A 21,982-nucleotide genomic window follows, 5' to 3' on the forward strand; every position below is an offset into this window, starting at 1 on the left:
CCGGAGGCCAGCGAATGCCTGTCGAACTCGTCGAGAAAGAATTGAGCAATGCGCTGCCGGTCCATCTGGTGGCGAAGGATGCTCTGGCGGCGTCGGGCCTTGCGCCATCCTCGGTCGCCTGGGCCAAGGCCAACGGCTTTTCCGGCGAGGCCGGCAGGACGCTCATCGTGCCTGGCGACAACGGCGCGATTGCCGGAGCCCTGTTCGGCACCGGTGATGGCGAGGGCGCACTGGCCATCGGCGCACTAGCGAGAGCCTTGCCCGAAGGCGAGTGGCATTTTGCGTCCGCACCGGCCAAGCCGGAGCTTACGGCACTCGCCGTGGCGCTCGGCGGCTATGTCTTCACCCGCTACGGCAAGAAGCCAGGCAAGACGCTTCGCCTCGCGCTGCCGGCAGGCACCGACGCCGCCCGCATCCGCCGCCTCGCCGATGGCATTTTCCTGGCGCGCGATCTGGTTAACACGCCGACCAGCGATATGGGCCCCGGGCAGTTGGAGAAGGCCGCCCGGACCTTGGCCGCGACGCACAAGGCCGAAATATCGGTGACCAAAGGCGACGATCTTCTTACCGCCAACTTTCCGATGATCCACGCCGTCGGTCGGGCTTCTGCCGACGCGCCACGCCTGATCGACATGATTTGGGGGCCGAACAATGCCCCCAAGATAACGCTGGTCGGCAAGGGCGTCTGCTTCGATACAGGCGGTCTCGACATCAAGCCGTCCTCGGGCATGCTTTTGATGAAGAAGGACATGGGTGGCGCTGCCAACGTGCTGGGTCTCGCTTCCATGATCATGGCCACCGGGTTGAAGGTTCGGCTGCGCGTGCTCATCCCGGCTGTCGAGAATTCGATAGCCGGCAATGCCTTCCGGCCAGGCGACGTGCTGGTGAGCCGCAAGGGCATCACCGTCGAAATCGGCAACACCGACGCCGAAGGGCGGCTGGTGCTCGCCGATGCCCTGGCCTTGGCCGATGACGAAGAGCCGCAGATGCTGGTCGATATGGCGACGCTGACAGGCGCTGCCCGTGTTGCGCTCGGTCCCGACCTGCCGCCGTTCTACACCGGTGACGAGGCGCTTGCATCCGAGCTGGCGGACGCCTCCGTTGCGGTCGAGGATCCGCTATGGCGCATGCCGTTGTGGAAGCCCTATGACGCCAAGCTGGCGTCGAAGGTGGCCAACATCAACAACGTCACGTCGGACGGTTTCGCCGGCTCGATCACCGCGGCGCTTTTCCTGAAGCGCTTCGTCGAAAAGACCGCCGGCTGGGCGCATGTCGACATCTTCGCCTGGAACCCGTTCGACCGCCCGCACGGCCTTGCGGGTGGCGAAGCGCAAGGCATCCGGGCGCTGGAGCAGGTCATTTCGAACCGCTACGGCTGATTCTAGGACATAGCCGACGAAGGTATTGACTGAAACGGAACCGAAACAATTTTCCGACATGCTGGACGGATGTCGATTATCATGCGTCCAAGCCAAGCGTTGCGACTATGGCAACAGGTGGTGCTGTCGGAGGTGCGCGACGACGCGCCCGATCTCACCATGCGCCAGACGGCGATCCTGTTCACCATCTATCTCGATCCGCCGCCACACACGGTGCGGGGGTTAGCCGCCCGCCTCAACGTCACCAAGCCGGTGATCACCCGTGCGCTCGATACGATGGGGGCGCTGAAACTGGTGTCGCGCCATCGCGACGAGCTCGACAAGCGCAACGTGCTGGTCAGGCGTACAGTCGAAGGCGCGCTCTTTGTCGAGCGCTTTGGCGATGTTATCATTGCCAGAGCCCAAGAGTTGCCCATTTGAACGAGTTGCCGATTTGACCGCCAGCGATGCCCGCCTCCATGCCTTCCGCTCCGATCTCGCCGACGCCAGGCTGAAAGGCGAGGTTTCCGCCGACCGTTTCGTCGCCGGCCGGCCGGCTCGCATATCAGCCTCCGTGGCCGATGTCCGCAAGGCTCCGCGCCCGGATGCCGGCGTCGATACCCAGCTTCTGTTCGGCGAAGACGTCCTCGTCTTCGAGGACGTTGAGGGCTGGGCCTGGATACAGGCCGAGCGCGACGGCTATGTCGGCTATGTCGCCGACACTGTGCTGGGCGGTCGGGACCATGCGCCCACGCATGTTGTCTCGGTGCCGCGCACTTTCCTCTATCCGGGACCGGATTTGCGGTTCCCGATCAGCGGGCAACTCTCGATGGGATCGGCGGTAACAGTGAAAGGCGCGGCTGAAACACGCCGCACGTACTATGCTCTGCTGCCATCCGGCGAGGCGGTCATATCTGACCATCTCAGGCCTGTCGCCGAGGTTGCCCCCGACTACGTCGCGGTCGCCGAGGCGTTTCTCGGCACGCCCTATCTGTGGGGCGGCGTTTCCGGCTTCGGCATCGATTGTTCCGGTCTCGTGCAACTTGCAATGCACATGGCTGGCAGGCAAGTGCTGCGCGACACCGACATGCAGGCGGCGACCGTCGGCGAGCCGCTCGAACCCGGGCCGGATTTTGCCGGGTTGCGGCGCGGCGACCTGGTCTTCTGGAAAGGCCACGTCGCGATCATGACGGATCCGGAGACCATGATCCACGCCAACGGCCACACCATGCTGGTGTCGCGTGAAGGACTGGGGGAGGCGGTCGCCCGTATCGGCTATCTCTATGGCGGACCGACCGGGTTTCGCCGGCCGTAACGCGAATCGATCACCTTTTGTTCTGATTCTGCTTGGCGATTGCGCGTCGCCGCGCTACCTCTGGCGCGTGACAGAGCAGCCGCGCCTTGCCCAACAGAATGCCGCCGTCGTCCTGCCCCAGCCATTCGTCAAATGGTTTGCGGAAAAGGGCTGGTCGCCGCGCGCCCACCAGATCGATTTGCTGGCCAAAGCCCAGGGTGGGCAGTCGGTATTGCTGATCGCCCCGACCGGCGCCGGCAAGACGCTGGCCGGGTTCTTGCCATCGCTGACCGAACTGGCCGGCCGACCGAGGAGAAGGCCGGGGCAGGCGCATCGAGGCATCCACACACTCTACATCTCGCCGCTGAAGGCGCTGGCCGTCGACATCGAGCGCAATCTCGGCAAACCCGTCGAAGAAATCGGGCTGCCGGTCACCGTCGAGACGCGCACCGGCGACACGCCCGCACACAAGCGCCAGCGGCAGAAGCTGGCGCCGCCCGACATTCTCCTGACCACGCCCGAGCAATTGGCGCTGCTGATTGCCGCGCCCGATGCCAGGCGCTTCTTCGAGGACCTGCGCTATGTCGTGCTCGACGAATTGCATTCGCTGGTGACCTCGAAGCGCGGGCATCTCCTGTCGCTCGGGCTGGCCCGGCTGCGCTCGTTTATGCCCGCCCTGCAGACGATAGGCCTGTCGGCGACGGTCGCCGAGCCTGACGAATTGCGGCGCTGGCTGGTCAGCCAGAATCCACCGGGGCCGATGGCCGAACTGATCGTCGTCACTGGCGGCGCCAAGCCCGACATCTCCATTCTCGATTCGGAGGAGCGCGTGCCGTGGGCGGGACATTCGGCCCGCTACGCAACGCCGGAAATCTACAACGAGATCAAGCGCCACAAGACAACCCTGCTGTTCGTCAACACGCGCAGCCAGGCGGAGTTGCTGTTCCAGGAGTTGTGGCGGGTCAACGAGGAGACCTTGCCGATCGCGCTGCATCACGGCTCGCTCGACGTCGCGCAGCGCCGGCGTGTCGAAAAGGCAATGGGCGAGAACGCCCTGCGCGCCATCGTCGCCACGTCGACGCTCGACCTCGGCATCGACTGGGGCGATGTCGACCTGGTCGTCCATGTCGGCGCGCCGAAAGGTGCCAGCCGGCTGGCGCAGCGCATCGGCCGTGCCAACCACCGTATGGACGAGCCGTCCAAGGCGATCCTGATACCGGCCAACCGCTTCGAGGTGCTGGAATGCAGGGCGGCGCTCGACGCCAATTATCTCGGTGCCCAGGATACGCCGCCGCTGGTCGATGGCGGGCTCGACGTCCTGGCGCAGCACGTGCTGGGCTGTGCCTGCGGTGCGCCGTTCCATGCCGATGCGCTGTTCGAGGAGGTGCGGACGGCAGCACCCTATGCCGATCTCGATCGCCCGACATTCGATCGCGTCATCGATTTCGTCGCCACTGGCGGCTATGCGCTAAAGAACTACGAGCGCTATGCCCGCATCCGGTTGAACAAGGACGGACTGTGGCGGGTCTCAAATCCTCGCGTCGCCCAGCAATACCGGCTCAACGTCGGCACCATCATCGAAGTGCCGGCGCTCAACGTCCGCTACGTCCAGGCCGGCAGCAGAGGCGCGGCTTCGCGTGGCGGCCGGGTTCTGGGCAAGATCGAGGAGGCGTTCCTCGAAACGCTGACGCATGGCGACACCTTCATGTTCGCCGGCAAGGTGCTGCGCTTCGAAGGTATCCGCGAGAATGAGTGCTTTGTCTCGAATGCACCCGGCAGCGACGCCAAGGTGCCGTATTACGGTGGTGGCAAATTCCCGCTTTCGACGTACCTGGCCGAACAGGTCCGCGCCATGCTGGACGATCCGCAGCGCTGGAAGAAGCTGCCGGAGCAGGTCGCCGACTGGCTACGCTTCCAGGCCGACAAGTCGGTGCTGCCGAAACGCGACGATCTGCTGATCGAGACCTTTTCGCGCGGCAACCGCCACTATCTGGTGGCCTATCCGTTCGAGGGCAGGCTGGCGCACCAGACGCTCGGCATGCTGCTCACCCGCCGCCTCGACAGGGGGGGAGCCAAGCCGCTCGGCTTCGTCGCCACCGACTATGCGCTTGCCATATGGTCGCTGGCCGATATGGGCCATATGTTCAGGGCGAAGAAACCGTCGCTGGCTGCGCTATTCGATCAGGACATGCTGGGCGACGACCTCGAAGCCTGGCTCGCCGGCAGTTGGTTGTTGAAGCGCACCTTTCGCAATTGCGCGCTGATCTCGGGATTGATCGAGAAACGCCACCCGGGGCAGGAGAAGAGCGGCCGCCAGGTAACCGTGTCGACGGATCTCATCTACGACGTGCTGCGCAGCCACGAGCCCGACCATATCCTTTTGCAGGCGACGCGTGCCGATGCCGCGACCGGTCTCTTGGATGTCAGCAGACTTGCCGAGATGCTCTCGCGCGTCCAAGGTCGAATCATGCATAAGAACCTCGAGCAGATATCGCCGCTCGCCGTGCCGATCATGCTCGAGATCGGCAAAATGCCGGTGCACGGCGAGGCCGATGACACGCTGCTGATGGATGCAGCCACGCTGGTCGAGGAGGCCATGGGGACGAAATGACTGTCGCGCTGGCCATGGCTGCGCCTCTGGCGGATGCGGGCGCTGTCCGTATCGCCGGCGAACGCGCGATCTGCGACCGTCGCGGCGTGCTCTATTTTCCCGAATTCCGGCTTCTGACCGTATCCGACCTGCATCTGGAAAAAGGCTCATCACTGGCCAGGCGCGGCACGCTGGTCCCACCTTACGACACCGGTGCGACGTTGCTCCGGCTACAGGCGGTGATCGCCGATTATCAGCCTGCGATCGTTATCAGCCTGGGCGACAGTTTTCACGATGGCGGCGGCGCCGCACGTATGCACGCGAGCTTTCGCCAAAGGCTGGAAGGGCTGATGGTCGGGCGCGACTGGTTCTGGGTCGCCGGCAATCATGATCCAGAAGCGCCGGCCGACTTGCCAGGCGAGACCGTGCGCGAGCTGGCCATAGGCTCGCTACTCTTCCGGCACGAGCCTTCGGCGGTGAGAGTGGAAGGCGAGATATCAGGCCACCTGCATCCTTGCGCCCGCATCGTGCAGCAAGGCCGTTCGGTGCGGCGTCGTTGCTTTGCCGGCGATGGCGGCCGCATGATCATGCCGGCTTTCGGCGCCTATACCGGCTCGCTCAACGTGCTCGATCGCGCCTATGCCGGGCTGTTCCGCCGCGAAACGCTGATGGCCTATATGCTTGGCACAGAGCGCATTTTCGCGATTTCCCACGCGATGCTCAGGCCGGGCTGAACCTACCTGCCGTAGTACAAAGTGACCGTGTGCTTGGCCTCGGCGAAGAACAGCCAGCGCTCGACCAGCATTCCGGCGAGTTGGGCGATTGCGGCGAGTATCGACAGTGCTGCCGCATAGGGCCACGGCAAGGCGAACGCCGCGACCAGCAGCAACGCGGGCAAAGCAAAGGCCAGCACCTGCGTGATCTGGCGGAGTTTAGCGCTGTGCTTGCGCGCAATGCGAAAGCCCATCTCCTTGAGCAGATAGTTTTCCTCGGTATGCGGCCATTCCAGCGACCGCACCGTGCCGCCGGAAAGCCCGGTTGCGGTGTTGGCATTGGTCGGGATCTCCAGCCTGTCATTGTATCGCCAGGTCGCCAGCTTCAAACCCCAGCCGAGCGCGGTCAGCAACAGGGCAGCCGCCAGAAGCATATTCGAGCCTGCGGCAAATCCCTGCAGCAGGGCGTTGAGCAGTACGCTGCCGGTCATCGCCGAAAAGACCAGGTAGGCGGGCAGGGTGAAGCGGCTGTGCCACTGGGCAATCGGCTTCAACGACGCGTAGATCATGCCGGTGGTGCAGACGGTTGCGACCGCGCCGATGGCAGCGAGCAGCCCGGCGACAGCCGCCCAGCCGCTCGTACGGCCGAGGACCACCCAGCCAATACCGAACAACCCCGCCGGCACGAAGGTGGCGACCGAGGCAACACCTTCGCGCGACAGCCATGAGCTACGCCATTGCGAGAAGGCACGCCAGGCGCGTTCGGGCCGGCCGAGATGGCCGGCCGACGACAGCAGGCCTGTCGAGATCAGGCCAAGCGCCAGCCCCATGCCGGTGAGGCCAAGCCAGAAATCGGGCGGGATAAAGCCCTGTCCGGCGAGCACGCCAAGCAGCGCGAGCAGGCCGTAACCGGCGCCCGTGGCCGTGGTGAAAAAGACGACGGAGAAGGCTGGATGCATGAAGGCACGGGTCAGTTCGAAAGCATGCGGTCGACCCAGCCGAGGAAGCCGCCTTCAGCCTGCACCGCTTCAAGCGCTGGCGCCGGCACCGATGCGGCGCGGGTGGTGTGGGCACGTGGCGGCAGATATTTGTTGGTCGGCTTATAGCCCATTTCCGGCATCAGATCGACACCGCCGCGCTCGGCCACCAGTTGCGAGATAGCGGATGCCGGATCGCCCAGATCACCAAAATGCCGCGCGCTGGTCGGGCAAGCAGCGACGCAGGCGGGCACGCGATCTTCTTCCGCCAGATTGTCGTTGTAGATGCGGTCGACGCACAACGTGCATTTCTTCATCACGCCGACATTGGTGTCGAATTCGCGCGCTCCGTAGGGACAGGCCCAGCTGCACAGTTTGCAGCCGATGCATTTGTCCTCGTCGACCAGCACGATGCCATCCGACGCCCGCTTGTAGGAGGCGCCGGTCGGGCAGACCGTGACGCACGCCGGCGTCTCGCAGTGCAGGCAGGAGCGTGGGAAATTGACCGTGCGCCCACCCATCTCGGTCATGTGCTCATAACTGTGCACGCGGTTGAACCAGACGCCGTCGACATTGCCGCCATAGGGGTCGATGTCGGTCAGCGGCGCCATGTGGCCGCCGGTGTTCCATTCCTTGCAGGCGGTAACGCAGGCCTGGCAGCCGACGCAGGTGTCGAGATCGATGACAAGGCCGAGCTTCTTGTCGGTGTGGGTGGGAAGGCAAGTCATTTGGCAGCTTCTCTTTCCCGACGGAATTCGGCGCCGAAACTAAGCTTATCGGGCGGGGGTTCAAAATGCGGCGGCTGTCGGAACCGCTCGAACTGCGGTTCGGTGAAGCCTGCTTCCTCGTCTGCGCATTTGACGATGCGCACGCGCAGGTCGAACCATGCCGCCTGGCCGGTGACAGGATCGGAATTCGAATAATGTTTGCCATTCGCATCGGCAGAGGTCTGGTCGCCGATGATGTGGTTGAGTAGAAAGCCGCGATTGGATTCGGCCGCCTCATCCTTCAGCCCCCAGCTGCCGCGACGCTTGCCGATCGCATTCCAGGTCCACACCGTATTGGCGTTGACGCCGTCGACCAGCTTGATCTGTCCTTTGACCTTGCCGTTGATGCTCTCGATCCACACCCAGTCATCATCGACAAGCCCGAGGCTGGCGGCGGTCCGATTGTGCACGAACAGCCGGTTCTGGCTGGTGATCTGCCTTAGCCACGCATTCTGCCCGCCCCAGGAATGGTACATGTGCATCGGCCGCTGCGTCAGCGCGTGGAGCGGATAGGCTTGGCTATCGACGGCAGCCTCTTCGAAGGGCGCGTACCAGAACGGCAGCGGATCCATATAGGTCTCGATACGGCCGCGCTCCGCCTCCGGCGGCAGCACCCCGCCATGGCCGCGCGCCGCAAGGCGAAAGCGCTGCATCGGCTCCGAATAGAGTTGGAAGACGATCGGCTCGGCCTTCGGCATGAAGCCCATGCTCTCAGCGAATTCGAGATACGAGCGGTTGGCCATCTTGTAGTAGCGCTGATCGGCGGCGAAGTCCTGGTGCCAGAAGCCGCCATTGTCGATGTAGCGCTGCAACTGGTCGGGATTGACCTCGCCCTTGCCGACCGAGGCCCCGTCCTTGCCGCGCCAGCCGGCGAGCGGACCGACATCTGGCGTGCGCTCGTGATTGACGATGTAGTCGGCATAATCGCGGTATTTGGCGGAACCATCGTCATCGACGAAGCCGGGCAGGCTTAGCCGCGCGCCGAGTTCGATCAGCACCGTCTGGAACGGCCTGACGTCGCGATCCGGCTCGACAACGGGATGGCGGATAGCGTCGCCCGGCCCGTCGGCGTGGCTGATCGGGCGGTCGAGCAGACTGATACAGTCATGCCGCTCGAGATAGGTGGTGTCCGGCAACACCAGATCGGCAAAAGGCACGGTCTCGGAATAATAAGCGTCGGAATAGATGATGAACGGGATCTTGTACTCACCTGACTCATCGATATCGGTCAGCATTGCCATCGTATCGACGGTGTTCATCGACGAGTTCCAAGCCATGTTGGACATGTACATGAACAGAGTGTCGATCGTGTAGGGATCGCCGGCCCAGGCGTTGCGGATAACCGTGTGCATGAGCCCGTGTGCGGCCAGCGGCGCATCCCAGGAGTAGGCCTTGTCGATACGAATGGGCTTGCCGGCTTCATCGATCAGCAGGTCCCCCGGTCCGCTGACGAAGCCGAGCGGCATGCCCTCGAGCGGCGTCATCGGCTTCACATTCTTGCCGGCTGGCTTGGGACCCGGCGGCGCGGACCGCGGATAAGGCGGCTTGAAGCGGAAGCCGCCCGGCACGTCCACCGTGCCGAGAAGCACCTGAAGCAGATGAATGGCCCGGCAAGAGTGAAAACCGTTCGAATGGGCCGAGATGCCGCGCATCGCATGCATCGACACCGGCCGACCCTTGATGGTCTCGTGCCGGCGGCCAGCCCAGTCCGTCCAGGCCACCGGCAGTTCGATTTGCTGTTCGAAGGCGACATGGGCGAGTTCTGCGGCAATGCGTCGGATGGTGTCGGCGGAGATGCCGCACCGGTCAGCGACGGCGTCCGGTGAATAGCTCTCGTCCAGATAACGGTCGGCGACGAGTTGGAAGACCGGCACGCAGCGGCGGCCGTCGACGAGAAAGCTGCCGGTCAATGCGGGCTTCGCGTCGGCATCGCCGGCGTCGACAGGCGTCTTCGCCACCCTGTCCCAAGCCTGCGGATTGCCGTCGCCATTGCGCATGAACAGCCCGTCATCGACAGCTCCAGGCTCCTGAACGACCAGGATGTGGGCATTGGTGTAGCGCAAGAGGTACTCGAGATCGATGCGGCCAGCCTTCAGCAATTCATGGATGAGGGCGAATACGAACAGGCCGTCGGTGCCGGGCCGGATGCCGATCCAGTCGTCGGCAATTGCATTATAGCCGGTGCGGCAGGGATTGATTGAAACCACCTTGGCGCCGCGCGCTTTGAGCTTGCCGAGGCCGATCTTGATCGGATTGGAATCATGGTCTTCGGCAACCCCGAACAGCATGAAATACTTGGTGTTGTCCCAGTCGGGCTCGCCGAACTCCCAGAACGAACCGCCAATCGTGTAGAGGCCGCCGGCTGCCATGTTCACCGAGCAGAAACCGCCATGGGCCGCGAAGTTCGGCGTGCCGAACTGGCTCGCCCACCAGCCGGTCAGCGATTGCGACTGGTCGCGCCCGGTGAAGAAGGCAAGTTTCTTCGGATCGGTTCGGCGGATGTTCGAAAGCCGTTCTGTCGCGATCGACAAGGCTTCCTCCCACTCGATTTCGCGGAACTCACCCGAGCCGCGCGGGCCGGTGCGCAGTAGCGGCTTCTTCAGCCGGGCCGGGCTGTAATGCTGCATGATGCCGGCGCTGCCCTTGCCGCACAGCACACCGCGGTTGACCGGGTGATCCTTGTTGCCGTTGATGTAGCGGACCTTGCCGTCCTTGATATGGACGTCGATGCCGCAGCGGCAGGCGCACATATAGCAGGTGGTCTTGGCGATGCTGTCGGAGACATCAGGCGAAGTATCGACGCCGTCGCCTTCAGCGGGGGCGCGCGTATCGGCAAGCGGCCGTTGTGATGGTGCCGAATTGGCTCCGCGCAGCAGGTTGTTGGTCATGATCCGGTGATGCTCTTGCGCTCCGCGAACTTGGCTCTCGTCTTCGGGCCGGGGCCGCGCATGTAATGCTCTTCCGGCCGATAGCGTTCACCCAAGAGCCGCCGCCGCAGGCTGCGGGTCCAGTGCGCAAACACCGATTTGAACCGCCCCACCAATTCTACCCTCGACTGCTCTGGCGCGACTTTTTTCCAATTTCGGGCCAAAATTTAGAACAAAGCAACCGATCCGTCTAACAACTTGCTCTTGTAATTCCAATCGGATTTGCTTCTTAGTGTCGGAATGACCCTGGACCAGTTGCGGATCTTCGTCGCCGTCGCCGAACGGGCGCACATGACCAAAGCGGCCGAGTTGCTGGGCATCTCACAGTCGGCCGCATCCGCCGCGATCCGCTCGCTCGAACAGCAGCATGGCGTCCAGTTGTTCAACCGCGTCGGCCGCAGCATCGAGCTTGCCGAAACCGGACGCCGATTCTTGCCCGAGGCCAAGGCGGTCCTCGAGCGGGCTGCGGCCGCCCACAATGTGCTGGAGAATGTCTCGCAAACAATATCAGGCAGTCTCTCGATCGCTGCCAGCCAGACCATCGCCAGCTATTGGCTGCCGCGCCGGCTCGCCTCTTTCCACGAAGCCTATCCTGCCGTCAGGCTGAGCGTGAGCATTGGCAACACCAGGCAGGTCGAGACCTATGTACTTGATGGCGCAGCCGATTTTGGCCTGGTCGAGGGGCGCACCGAATCCGACATTTTGCGGCGTGCCAAGGTCGATATCGATCGCATGATGCTGGTCGTGGCGCGCTCGCACCCTGAGATCGCGGAAGTTTCGCCTGGACATCCCGACCTTGGTGGGCTTCGCTGGATCATTCGCGAAGGCGGGTCGGGCACGCGCGAGGCGCTGGAGGACCTTGCCCGACGCGACGGGATTTCGTTCGCGGACCTGCAGATATTCCTGGTATTGCCGAGCAATGAGGCTATTCGCCAGGCGGTCGAGGCCGGCGCCGGCGCCAGCATCATCTCGGAACTCGTCGTCGCGCGCGCGGTCGCCGAAGGCAGCCTGCGTTCTGTGCCGGTCGATCTGCCGAAGCGCGAATTTGCCATGATCACGCATCGCGACCGGCAGCCAAGCCTGGCCCAGATGGCGCTCAAGGCGCATCTTGGCGGCAAAGCTGACAGATCCGCGCCGCTTTAAGCCGATCAGCCGAACTTCCGCTGCGCATCGAGCGCCAGCCCAAGCCCGACCGAGCCGAACACATCGCCTTCGATTACCGACGCCTGCGGCACCAGCGCCAGGATCTGCTGCCTGGCCAGCGGGATCGCGGTCGATCCGCCGGTCAAGAACACCGCGGTGATATCCGAGGCCTTCACCTGTGCGTCGCGGATGGTCTGCTCGACCGTAGCCGCAACACGCTCAATGTCCCTGGCTATGGTGGCTTCGAGACCCTTGCGCGTGATTTCTGCCGTGAACCTCACCTCCGGCAGCGCGACCTCGACATCGGCCGACGATCGGTCCGTCAGCTCGATCTTGGCCTTTTCGACCAGCGCCGCCAGCGCGTGGCCGTAACGATGCTCGACAATGTGGATGAAGCGGTCGACCAGGTCTGCGCGCTCCGCCTCATAGCGGATCTGGCGCAGATGCGTCATCGCCCTTGCGGTATAGACCAGGTTGATGCGCTGCCACGTCGCCAGGTCGATGAAGTAGCTCGCCGGCAGATTACGCTTGCCATCCTTGGTCGGTGAGAGATGGCCGAGCTGCGGCATCACATGGGCGATGCTCAACAGCCGGTCGAAGTCGGTACCGCCGATGTGGATGCCGCGGCTGGCCAGGATGTCGTCCTTGCGGTCAAGCGAGCGGGCGCGCTCGGGCGAAACCCGCACGATTGAGAAGTCGGACGTGCCGCCGCCCATGTCGACGATCAGCGCCAGTTCCTCGCGCGTCACCTTTTGTTCGTAGTCGAGTGCCGCGGCAATCGGTTCGAACTGGAAGGCGATGTGCTTGAAGCCGTGGGCACGAGCGGCATTTTCGAGTTCGTGCTCGGCCTTGGCGTCGGCCTCGGCATCGTCGTCGACGAACTGCACGGGCCGTCCCAGCACGACGCTGTCGACCGCGTCATGGGCTTCTTCTTCCAGCTTCTTTTTCAGATGGCCGACGAACAGGCCGACAATCTCCATGAAGCCGATCGAGCGCGCCTTGATGCGCGTCTTTTCGTGGGCGAGCGAGCTGCCGAGCACACTCTTCAACGAGCGCATCAGGCGGCCTTCGATACTGTCCGTATAGTTGGCAAGGGCGCGTCGCCCGAAATAGGTGCGGTTGTCCTCGAAATTGAAGAATACCGCACTGGGCAGCGTGACCTGGCCGTCTTCCAACGCCACCAGCCGCGGCTGCCCGTTCCTGACCACGCTTACGGTGGAATTCGAAGTGCCGAAGTCGATCCCGGCGAATGCTGGTCGCATCGTGCGTTCCTGTATTTCTGATTTGGGGAGCAGCAGCTCGTGTCCGGCCGGGCCGGGGGTCGCGGTCTAACCCATACCCTCGGAAAGGGAAACCACTTTTACGAGAGTTCAGTCTTTCCTGAACACCAGTCTTCCGAGCCAGCCGGTCAGCATGGCCAGCGATACGGCAAAGACACCGTAGAGGAAGGAATAGTCGTGCGCGACGCGGAAGATCGACTGTTCGAAACCGGACTTGCGGATTTCGAGCTGGGCGGAGCTTTCCTTGATGAACAGGCCGCTCTTGAACAGGAAGGCGCGGGCCTTATGGGTGCCGACCGGAACGTTTGGGGCGAGCCTGACGGTGGCGCGGAACAGGTTCTGCGACAGGAACTGCACACCGCCGACATTCTCGCTGTAGAGGCCGGTCGCCGCCTTGCGTTCGCGCAGCGCGGCGGTGAACTCCTCGATTGTCGCCGGGCTGTCCTCCGCGTCGGCCGGCTGCAAATAGAGGTTGGAGGCGCCAAGCGACAGCTGCTTGTAGCTGTTCGGATCGGTGACGTCCTGCAGCGGCCGCGTCGTCGCCACCGAATAGGAGACAGGTACGTTTTTGAAGGTCTCCGACTCCAGATTGACCCAGACGCCGAGCACCCGGTCCTTGCGGCGCACGACGACCGGCCGAGCCGGGCCTTCCAGCACGACGATCACGTCGTAGCGCCCTTGCCGTGCGACAAGCGGATCGGCATTTTCCAGTGAGCCGAAAATGGTCAGGTCGGCGCCGGAAAAGCCGGCGGTAATCGAGACATTGTCGGTGGAAAGGCCGATCTGGATGTTTTCGGTTAGTGGCACCTGCGCCTTCGCCGGTGGCGCAGCAGCCAGCAGCGACAGCAAGGCGGCGGCCGCGAGCGTCCTTAGGCCGGCCATCAGCTCAGGCCCACGCCGGACAGAGAATAGAGATTGGGCGGCGTGACGAAAAGATCGATGGCAAGCCGGATGGCTACCGCCAGCACGAGCAGCGCCAGCAGCGCCCTGAGTTGCTCGCCCCGCAGCCTCTGACCAGCCTTGGCGCCATATTGCGCGCCGGCGACGCCGCCTGCCATCAACAGGAAGGCGAGCATGACGTCGACCGTCTGGTTGGTGGTGGCGTGGACCAGCGTGGTGTAAGCCGAGGTGAAGATGATCTGGAACAGCGAGGTGCCTATGACGACGTTGGTCGGCACTTTCAAAAGGTAGATCAGGGCCGGCACCATGATGAAGCCGCCGCCGACGCCCATGATCGAGGACAGGAAGCCAATCGCCGCGCCCAGCCCAAGCACCGGAATGACGCTGACGAAGAGCTTCGAGGCCCTGAACCGCATCTTCAGCGGCAGGCGGTGGATCCAATTATGCTGGCCGGATTTCTTCAACACCGGTGCGGCGCCGCTGCGAGTGGCGCGCAGCGCATTGACGCTCTCGACCAGCATCAGTCCGCCGACGGTGCCGAGCAGCACGACGTAGAGCAGCGAGATGAACAGGTCGAGCTGGCCGAGCCGGCGCAGGAGCGCAAAGACATAGATGCCACCGGTCGAGCCGACGATGCCGCCGGCTAAAAGCACGCCGCCGAGCTTGAAGTCGAGCGTGCCGCGCTTCATGTGCGACAGGGCGCCGGAGAAGGAGGAAGCGATGACCTGGTTGGCGCCGGTGGCGACCGCAATTGCCGGCGGTATGTTGTAGAAGATCAGCAGCGGCGTAATGAGAAAGCCGCCGCCCACGCCGAACATGCCCGACAGGAAACCCACCGCCGCACCCATGGCCAGCAGCACGAAGATGTTGACGGAAATTTCCGCGATCGGGAGATAGATGCCCACCCGTCAGTCTCGATCAGTTTGCCTCCTGGCGAATGCAACCGTTGCGGGCATTTTGCGTCAGAAGGCTATCTCGTTCTTGCGCCGGCCGGGCCGTGAAGTCAAACTTCGCCGCACCGCCGAAACAAAAAACAACTCAATCAGTTAACAGGCAAATCTGTGGCAAGGGCGTCGCGGAAACGACGCATCCGCCGTTATTTACGCGCAAGCAGCGCCTTGACCAGCTTTTCGTCGATCGCGCCGGTTGCCTTCATATCGTTGTCGGCCTGGAAGGCCATGATCGCGTTCTTGGTTTTCTGGCCCATCATGCCGTCGGGATTGCCGGCCTCGTAGCCGTTCTTGTTGAGAATGCGCTGGATGTTCTGGACCGCTTTCTTCATGTCGATGCCGGCGGTGGTCTGCGGTGTGCCGTCCTGCCACGATTCAGGAACGTCGGCCGAATTGGCGGCTGGATCGAGCGGCTTGGTCTTCCACAGTTCAGCCGCGGCCCGCGCACGCTCCAGCTGCTCGGGCCTCAGCGCCTTGGCGATCTCGTCGCGCTTGGCCGCCGCATCCTTGTCGCCGGTCTTGGCGACGAGTGCGAACCATTTGTAGCTCTCCTCGAGGTTCTGCTTCATGCCGACGCCCTTCGCCGCGAGGATGCCGAGATTGAACTGGCTATCCTTGACACCGAGATCCGCCGCCGCCTGGAACCAGCGCGCTGCCGATTCATTGTCGGTCACGCCATCCGCCGCCATCGCAAACAGCACGGCAAGATTGTGCATCGCGCTGGCATTGCCCTGCGCTGCGGCAAGCTGGTACCAGGTTTTCGCTTTCTTGATGTCGCGTGCGACGCCGATGCCCTTCTCGTAGAAATTGCCGATGCGGTATTCTGCCGGTGCGAAACCGAGTTCGGCAGCTTTCTCATACCATTTGGCCGCCGCCGCCATGTCTTCTTTGACGCCGCGAGACTCGGCGTAGCGCGAGCCGATCTCGAACAGCGCCTTGGCGTCGCCGCCGGCCGCTGCATCGCGCAGGGCGGCCGGACCGGCATCGGCCGGAACGTCGATCTTGGCAACGCCTGCCGCGGCAGCATCCGCCGGCGGCACCGTGCCGGTCGTGTCCTGCGTCGCAGCGGTGGCTATAGCAGGCGCGGCAGCCATTGGCTCGGCGTCGCTGGCCGTCGCCGCTGCCGGCGCGGGCACCGCGGCCGCGGTGTCTTGCGCCGCCAGGTCAGCGGGCGCCGCAGAAGCCGAGGGCGCCGTCGATGTCTCGGCTGCCGGTGTAGCGGGGCCGGTTTGCGCCGCCGTGTCGTCCTTGGTCATCGATGCGGATGGCTCTGCCTGCCTGACCGTGGGCGACGGCGCGCTCTCCTGTGTTGTCGTCTGCGCGTCCGCCTTCGGCTCGCTGGCAATGCTGGCCAAAGCGGTTTCCACCGGCTGTACGGCCACGGCCGGTGCCGCCTCATTGTTGGTGACTTCGACCGGGTCGGAGAAGAAGGCTTTGCCCAGTTGCAGGCCGGCAAGCGCCAGCATGATGGCGATTGCCCCCATCAGGATCGGCTTGCGTCGCGCCTTGAGCAGGTCGCCGATCCTGAGTGCCTTGACCGGGCCTTTCATCGTCGACTGGCGCTTGAGGGCGTCCGCCTCGGCGGCCGCCGCTTGCGCAGCCCGTCTGGCTGCCGCGATGAAGTCCGATTTCGCCGCCTCAGCGCCGCCTTCCCGGGTCGGCTGCCCGCGCTCGTCGCGCACGCGCTTCATGATGGCGCTGAGGTCGGGTGCGCCGGAGCCGGGTTCCAGTGGCCGGTTGGCGAGCTTGGGGTCGAGGGGCTCGTCGAGATCGACGCTCGGTATCTCGGCGCTCTGCGCCGAGCCTGCAAGCGGCGGCATCTCGGCGTCCTTCTTGCCCTTCAAGGCGCGCGCCAGCCCGCCTAACATCGATTTCCTGCCGCCGCCTTGCTCGGTTTTTTCACGCGTCGTGTCTGAACCGAGAGCCGCCAGGGCTGCTGCGGCGGCGGCCTCGGCTGGCGTACGCGGACCTGGCTCGTCGCGCACGAGCGCCGCGGCGCGGCCGTCGAGATCGGCCATGCTGCCCGTCAACGGCAGCGGCTGGTCGAGGTCCATCGACGGTGCGTCCTGCACCGAGATCTTGGATGGCCGGCCGAAACGCTTGCTCAACTCCGCGCTTGCCGGTTCGCCCGTCTCCAATGAACCAAGCCTGTCAACGATCTTGAGCAGCGTATCGTGGATAGCCTCGAACGTTCTCGAATTGCGCTCGTCCGAACGGCGCGTCAGTGCCTCGAGCGTCTTCAGGTCCTGGGCGAGGCCGGTAACGGCCGCCGTGTTGGCGCTTGATCCGGCCAGTGAGCGGACGGCGCTCTCAGCCGCCTCGCGCGCCGCGCCGAGGATGGAATCGCGGGTTCCGGCCAGCGACTTCTCGATTTCGTTGAGACGCGGGCTGATGTCGTCGAATTCCGGCAGCGGCGTGCCGGGCTTGGAAAGATGCGCCGTCAGGCCGGCGACCTGCGCTTCAAGGCTGCGGATCAACGCCGGGTCGATGCTGGCGACCTGCGCCGCGGACGAATCCAGCCGGCTTGAGATGTCTTCGAGCCGGCTCTCCAGGCCACGGATCGCCGCCTCGTTGGCGGGATCTGGAACGCGCGTCTCAATCCGCTTGGCCAGTGCGGTGAAGCGGGCGTCGATGGCATCCATAATGCCGGCGCTATCGACCTGCGGCATGCGCTGGTCCAGCCTGTCGGCGACCTCGTCCAACCGGCGCTCAAGGTCGCGAAACAGCATGTTGCCTTGTTCGATTGCGTCGCCCTGACGACGTTCCATCATGCTGGACAGCACGTCGAAGCGCTGCTCGAGCCCCTGGAAGATGTAGTCGGCGTCGGGCATGGCAGGTGCGTGGTCGATCTTGTCGGCAATAAGCGCGACTTGCCTGGCAAGGCGCTCCATCGCCTGTTCCGGCAGATTGGCTCGGCCGGCCAGTTCATCCACGCGGCTCGACAATGTGTTGAGACGGTCAATGACCTCCCGACCCGGACGATCCTGCGACACTTCTTCGATTTGCTGGGCCAGTGAATCGATCCGCTTCTCGATGCGTTCGAAGGGCTCGGGGTCGAACGAATTGGCTTGCGCGGCAACCGTCGAGGCGACGATCGCGCGGGAAATCTCGTCGAGCCGCTCGTCGATCTGACTGAATGTGTCGCCGCCGCGATTGTCCTGCTGGCGGGCGAAATGGTCGACCGCTCCGGCAAGCGTGCGGACCTTTTCCTCGAGCGAGCGCAGCGACAGCGATTCCGGCAGATTGCTGACGGCATTGCTGATCTGTTCGAGCCGCTCCGTCAGCGCCGACAGGCCGGGTGCATCGGAACGCTTGCGCTGATCGGCCTCGACGCGATCCTCGAAAGCGTTCCAGCGGCGGTCGAAATCGTCCCAGCGGCGTCCGACCGCCTGCACGCTCTCCTCGCGCGCCAGCGTATCGAGCGCGGCTTTGACCTGCTCAAGCTCGAGCCGCAGCATATTGACGCTTCTGTCGTCGCTTTTTTCGGCCAGTGTCTGGATGGCGCCGGAAAGCCGCTCGAATTCGACGCTGAGTTCGGCGCTGCCTTTGCCGCCGCCATTTGACTGGAAGGCTCGCCCAATATTCTTGCGCAGTACCTCGAACTCGCGTTGCAGGCCGGAGGTCATCTGCTGGCGCAAGTCTTCGCGCAGGCCGCGCAATTCCCCGGCGATCTTGCCGGCTAGGGCGACGCTGTCCTCCTGGCCGCGCACCCGGTCGATATCGCGGGCGATCGCCTGGTAATTCTGGTCGAAAGCCGCTGCTGGACCTTTCGGCCGCTGCGCGCGTGGATCCTCATACCGGCGCTGCTGGCCATAGGGTTGGGCGCTGGGATAGCGTGGTTCTGCCGCTGGTCGGCGCGGATCGGGGTGGCTTGCCGTCTCCTCGCGCGTCCGCTCCAGCCGCTGCTCCAGAGTTTCCAGGGAGCGGTTGAGCTCTTCAAGCGTCGTGTGCGGCCGGCGTTGCCTGCCGGCGTTGAGTGTATCGAGGTAGGACCGCTTGCTGTTCATCAATGCGCCCGTTTCAGAATTGCTGGCTTTCACCAGGTTCCCAAAGTCCTGCCGGGACGAAGGCGACTGCTTGGCTTGTTGCAGTGGAAGACGAGCTTCCCGGGTCTCATCCGCGCTCCGAAAAACCGTGAAAAATTCAGTACAGGATAGACACGGGTAACCGACATGCGCACATTTCGCCCCAACGTGGTAAACAACGCGTTAACCAAGCTTAAGAAGTTGCAACTTTGTCGGCTGGCCGCCGACGGCGCCGGGTGTCTTTTTTGGACGCGCAAAAGACGTTGTAGAATTTTGATCAGCCGCATGATCGCTCCCGAAATCGGCAACGACCTTTTAGGTTGTCCGCTGGTGCTGCGGCATAAAGTTGCAAGACCAGAACGCTCTTGCGTGGTGAGGCGGCTATCGATATAGAATTGACGTAAACGTAAATGAGCGGATTACGCCGTTTGCGATTTGTTTGTTGAAACCACGAGTGGAAGCACGCCCCCGCTTTCACTCAGGCGACGCAAGGTCCGCGACCGCGACGCCACCAGACGGGGAAAGCCAGTGACCATGAAACTTATTTCGCCCGGCCAAGCCGCGGCCAACACCAACGATATGTCGAGCGAAGCCGGTGACGAGCTTGTCCGCATCGGCGAAATGGCCAAGAAATACGGAGTGACGCTGCGTACGCTGCGTTTCTATGAGGACAAGGGTCTGCTCAACCCGCAGCGCGACGGCTCGACCCGTCTCTATACACGCCGCGACAGGGCCCGGCTGAAGCTGATCCTGCTTGGCCGCAAGGTCGGGTTCTCGCTGCGCGACGTCAAGCAGATGATGGACCTCTATGATCCGAACGGCTCCAACACCAAGCAATTGCGGCTGGCGCTCGACAAGTCGGAGAAGCAGCTTGCCCGTCTGCAGAAGCAGCGGGCGCTGATCGACGACGCCATCAGCGAACTGAGTGCTTCGATGTCGACCGTCCGGCAAATGCTGATCGAGCGCTCGACGCCGCAGGCCAGCGTAGCGAGCTAAACTAAGCTTTCGATTTGTGACGAATAAGAGCCGCGTGGCTTTCGGTGCGCGGTTCTTCGTCGTTTGCCGTGCTTTGTCGTTTGTCGTCCTGGCGCGCGGGGGAAAATTTGACGCACCGCCGAATTGACGTTTACGCAAACGTCAATATTTGTTATCTCGACCACAACGTTGGTCCGTCTGCCATCCTCATATGCTGGGGCTGATTTCGGGGCCAAGACCGCATGGTGGAGGAAACGCATGCCGATCTACAGAGCGCCGGTCCGGGACACGCTGTTCGTGCTGAACGAAGTGCTGGGATATCGGCGTTATTCCAATCTTCCCGGATTTTCCGACGCGACGCCGGATGTGCTCGAGGCCATCCTTGCCGAGGGCGCGAAGCTCGCCGAAAACGTGATGCAGCCGCTGAACCGCGTTGGCGACGTGGAAGGCTGCATGCGCCATGACGACGGTTCGGTAACGACGCCGAAAGGCTTCAAGGAAGCTTTCGACCAGTATCGCGAAGGCGGCTGGATGGGGCTCGCGGCACCTGTCGAGTTTGGCGGGCAAGGCTTGCCCTACGCGGTGCACACTGCGGTTGCCGAATACATGGTGTCGGCCAATATGTCGCTGATGATGTATGCCGGCCTGACGCAAGGCGCGATCGCTGCGATCATCACCCATGGCACCAAAGAGCAGAAGGCAACATGGTTGCCGAAGCTGGTCGAGGGCGCCTGGACCGGCACCATGAACCTGACCGAGCCACACTGCGGAACCGATCTTGGCTTGCTGCGCACCAAGGCCGTCCCAAATGGCGACGGCACCTACAGGATCTCCGGTCAGAAGATCTTCATCTCGGCCGGCGAGCATGACATGTCGGACAATATCGTCCACCTGGTGCTGGCCCGTATCGAGGGCGCGCCGGATGGCGTGAAGGGCATCTCGCTGTTCATCGTGCCGAAGCTCAAGCTCGATGCCTCAGGCAATCCGGGCGAGAAGAACACCGTCTCCTGTGGCTCGATCGAGGAGAAGATGGGTATCCATGGCAACTCGACCTGCGTCATGAATTACGACGACGCTGAAGGCACGCTGCTCGGCGAGGCCAATGGCGGGCTGAAAGCAATGTTCACCATGATGAATGAGGCGCGGCTTGGCGTCGCCCTGCAGGGACTTTCGCTATCTGAGGTTGCCTACCAGAATGCGGTTTCCTACGCCAAGGATCGTCTGCAGGGCCGCTCGCTGTCAGGGCCGAAGGCGCCGGACAGGAAGGCCGATCCGATCATCGTCCATCCGGACATCCGCCGCAGCCTGATGACCATGAAGGCTTTCAACGAGGCCGGCCGCGCGCTGGCGCTGTGGACGGCGATCAAGTCCGACATCGCTCACCGCTCCGGTGACGACAAAGATCGCCAGGTCGCAGACGACTACACCGGCCTGATGACGCCGGTGGTCAAAGGCGTGCTCACCGACAAGGGGTTCGATCATGCGGTAATGGCGCAGCAGGTCTTCGGCGGCCACGGCTATATAGAAGAGCACGGCATGAGCCAGTTCGTCCGCGATGCGCGCATCGCCATGATCTATGAGGGTGCCAACGGCATCCAGGCGCTCGACCTCGTCGGCCGCAAGCTGGCCTTGAATGGCGGCCGCGCGGTCCAGGCTTTCTTTAAGGAAGTCGGAGAGTTCTGCGAGGAAAACCGCACCGACGAGACGATGGCGCCCTTCACCAAGGCGCTGAAGAAGGGCCTCAACGATCTGCAGACGGCGACGATGTGGCTGGTGCAGAACGGCATGGCCAAGCCCGATAACGCCGGTGCCGCCTCGACCGATTACATGCATCTCTTCGGCCTGGTGGCGCTGGGCTATATGTGGGCGCAGATGGCCAGGGTGGCCGCAGCGAAATTGGCGAATGGCGCCGACGGCGCTTCGTCTTTCTACGACAACAAGCTGGTGACGGCGCGCTTCTTCATAGAGCGGATCATGCCGGAGACGTCGGCGCATCTTGCCCGCATCTCCAGCGGTGCCGACACATTGATGGCACTGCCGGCGGAAGCGTTCTAGCTTCGGCGTTCCCCTCCCCTCGAGGGGA

The 21,982-nt window shown here is 63.5% G+C and carries 15 protein-coding genes; 8 read left to right on the forward strand and 7 right to left on the reverse strand.

What is annotated here, in order from left to right; translation table 11 throughout:
• Positions 1-14 precede the first annotated feature (14 nt).
• The 5 genes from NKI54_RS07285 to pdeM all read left to right on the forward strand — a co-directional run bounded on the left by NKI54_RS07285 (position 15) and on the right by pdeM (position 5,976).
• The gene (locus NKI54_RS07285; RefSeq protein ID WP_352455133.1) at positions 15-1,379 is read left to right on the forward strand and encodes a leucyl aminopeptidase family protein; all 1,365 of its coding nucleotides are present in this window, start codon (positions 15-17) and stop codon (positions 1,377-1,379) included.
• A 69-nt stretch (positions 1,380-1,448) separates the two neighbouring features.
• Positions 1,449-1,799, forward strand: coding sequence for a MarR family winged helix-turn-helix transcriptional regulator (locus NKI54_RS07290; protein WP_023676939.1), 351 nt, complete (start codon positions 1,449-1,451; stop codon positions 1,797-1,799).
• Positions 1,762-2,673: a C40 family peptidase gene (locus NKI54_RS07295; protein ID WP_502896642.1), complete on the forward strand. Its 912-nt coding sequence runs from the start codon at positions 1,762-1,764 to the stop codon at positions 2,671-2,673. The genes NKI54_RS07290 and NKI54_RS07295 overlap by 38 nt, the downstream gene beginning before the upstream one ends.
• 67 nt (positions 2,674-2,740) lie before the next feature.
• Entirely contained in the window at positions 2,741-5,263 is a 2,523-nt protein-coding gene (locus tag NKI54_RS07300; RefSeq protein WP_352635742.1) for a ligase-associated DNA damage response DEXH box helicase, read from the forward strand.
• On the forward strand, positions 5,260-5,976 hold the full coding sequence (gene pdeM, locus NKI54_RS07305) for a ligase-associated DNA damage response endonuclease PdeM (protein WP_023676942.1): 717 nt from the start codon (positions 5,260-5,262) through the stop codon (positions 5,974-5,976). Before NKI54_RS07300 ends, pdeM begins: the two co-directional genes overlap by 4 nt.
• A gap of 2 nt (positions 5,977-5,978) precedes the next feature.
• Here pdeM and NKI54_RS07310 read toward each other — a convergent pair whose 3' ends face one another.
• The 3 genes from NKI54_RS07310 to NKI54_RS07320 are packed head-to-tail and all read right to left on the reverse strand — an operon-like array spanning position 5,979 to position 10,587.
• Positions 5,979-6,914, reverse strand: coding sequence for a dimethyl sulfoxide reductase anchor subunit family protein (locus tag NKI54_RS07310; RefSeq protein ID WP_023676943.1), 936 nt, complete (start codon positions 6,912-6,914; stop codon positions 5,979-5,981).
• Between the two features lie 11 nt (positions 6,915-6,925).
• Complete coding sequence (locus NKI54_RS07315) at positions 6,926-7,660, reverse strand: 4Fe-4S dicluster domain-containing protein (RefSeq protein WP_023676944.1); 735 nt, start codon at positions 7,658-7,660, stop codon at positions 6,926-6,928.
• On the reverse strand, positions 7,657-10,587 hold the full coding sequence (locus NKI54_RS07320) for a molybdopterin oxidoreductase family protein (RefSeq protein ID WP_352635739.1): 2,931 nt from the start codon (positions 10,585-10,587) through the stop codon (positions 7,657-7,659). The genes NKI54_RS07315 and NKI54_RS07320 overlap by 4 nt, the downstream gene beginning before the upstream one ends.
• Before the next feature lie 279 nt (positions 10,588-10,866).
• On the opposite strand from NKI54_RS07320, the gene NKI54_RS07325 reads away from it, so the two are divergent.
• Positions 10,867-11,769: a LysR substrate-binding domain-containing protein gene (locus NKI54_RS07325; RefSeq protein ID WP_352576957.1), complete on the forward strand. Its 903-nt coding sequence runs from the start codon at positions 10,867-10,869 to the stop codon at positions 11,767-11,769.
• 5 nt (positions 11,770-11,774) lie between these two features.
• Here the strand turns inward: NKI54_RS07325 and NKI54_RS07330 are convergent, their stop codons facing one another.
• The 4 genes from NKI54_RS07330 to NKI54_RS07345 form a co-directional block, all read right to left on the reverse strand.
• A complete protein-coding gene (locus NKI54_RS07330; protein ID WP_352576959.1) occupies positions 11,775-13,031 on the reverse strand; it encodes an Hsp70 family protein in 1,257 nt (418 codons plus the stop codon).
• A gap of 108 nt (positions 13,032-13,139) precedes the next feature.
• Positions 13,140-13,931, reverse strand: coding sequence for a TIGR02186 family protein (locus NKI54_RS07335; RefSeq protein ID WP_352576961.1), 792 nt, complete (start codon positions 13,929-13,931; stop codon positions 13,140-13,142).
• On the reverse strand, positions 13,931-14,854 hold the full coding sequence (locus NKI54_RS07340; RefSeq protein WP_023676949.1) for a sulfite exporter TauE/SafE family protein: 924 nt from the start codon (positions 14,852-14,854) through the stop codon (positions 13,931-13,933). Before NKI54_RS07340 ends, NKI54_RS07335 begins: the two co-directional genes overlap by 1 nt.
• A 191-nt stretch (positions 14,855-15,045) precedes the next feature.
• The gene (locus NKI54_RS07345) at positions 15,046-18,906 is read right to left on the reverse strand and encodes a peptidoglycan-binding protein (protein WP_352635735.1); all 3,861 of its coding nucleotides are present in this window, start codon (positions 18,904-18,906) and stop codon (positions 15,046-15,048) included.
• Between the two features lie 552 nt (positions 18,907-19,458).
• Here NKI54_RS07345 and NKI54_RS07350 point away from each other — a divergent pair.
• Together NKI54_RS07350 and NKI54_RS07355 are read left to right on the forward strand one after the other, a co-directional pair.
• On the forward strand, positions 19,459-19,920 hold the full coding sequence (locus NKI54_RS07350; protein ID WP_352691286.1) for a MerR family transcriptional regulator: 462 nt from the start codon (positions 19,459-19,461) through the stop codon (positions 19,918-19,920).
• A 237-nt stretch (positions 19,921-20,157) separates the two neighbouring features.
• The gene (locus NKI54_RS07355; RefSeq protein ID WP_352570359.1) at positions 20,158-21,954 is read left to right on the forward strand and encodes an acyl-CoA dehydrogenase; all 1,797 of its coding nucleotides are present in this window, start codon (positions 20,158-20,160) and stop codon (positions 21,952-21,954) included.
• Positions 21,955-21,982 lie beyond the last annotated feature (28 nt).

Origin of the sequence: Mesorhizobium sp. M0663 (assembly GCF_040320585.1) — a bacterium.
GTDB lineage: Bacteria > Pseudomonadota > Alphaproteobacteria > Rhizobiales > Rhizobiaceae > Mesorhizobium.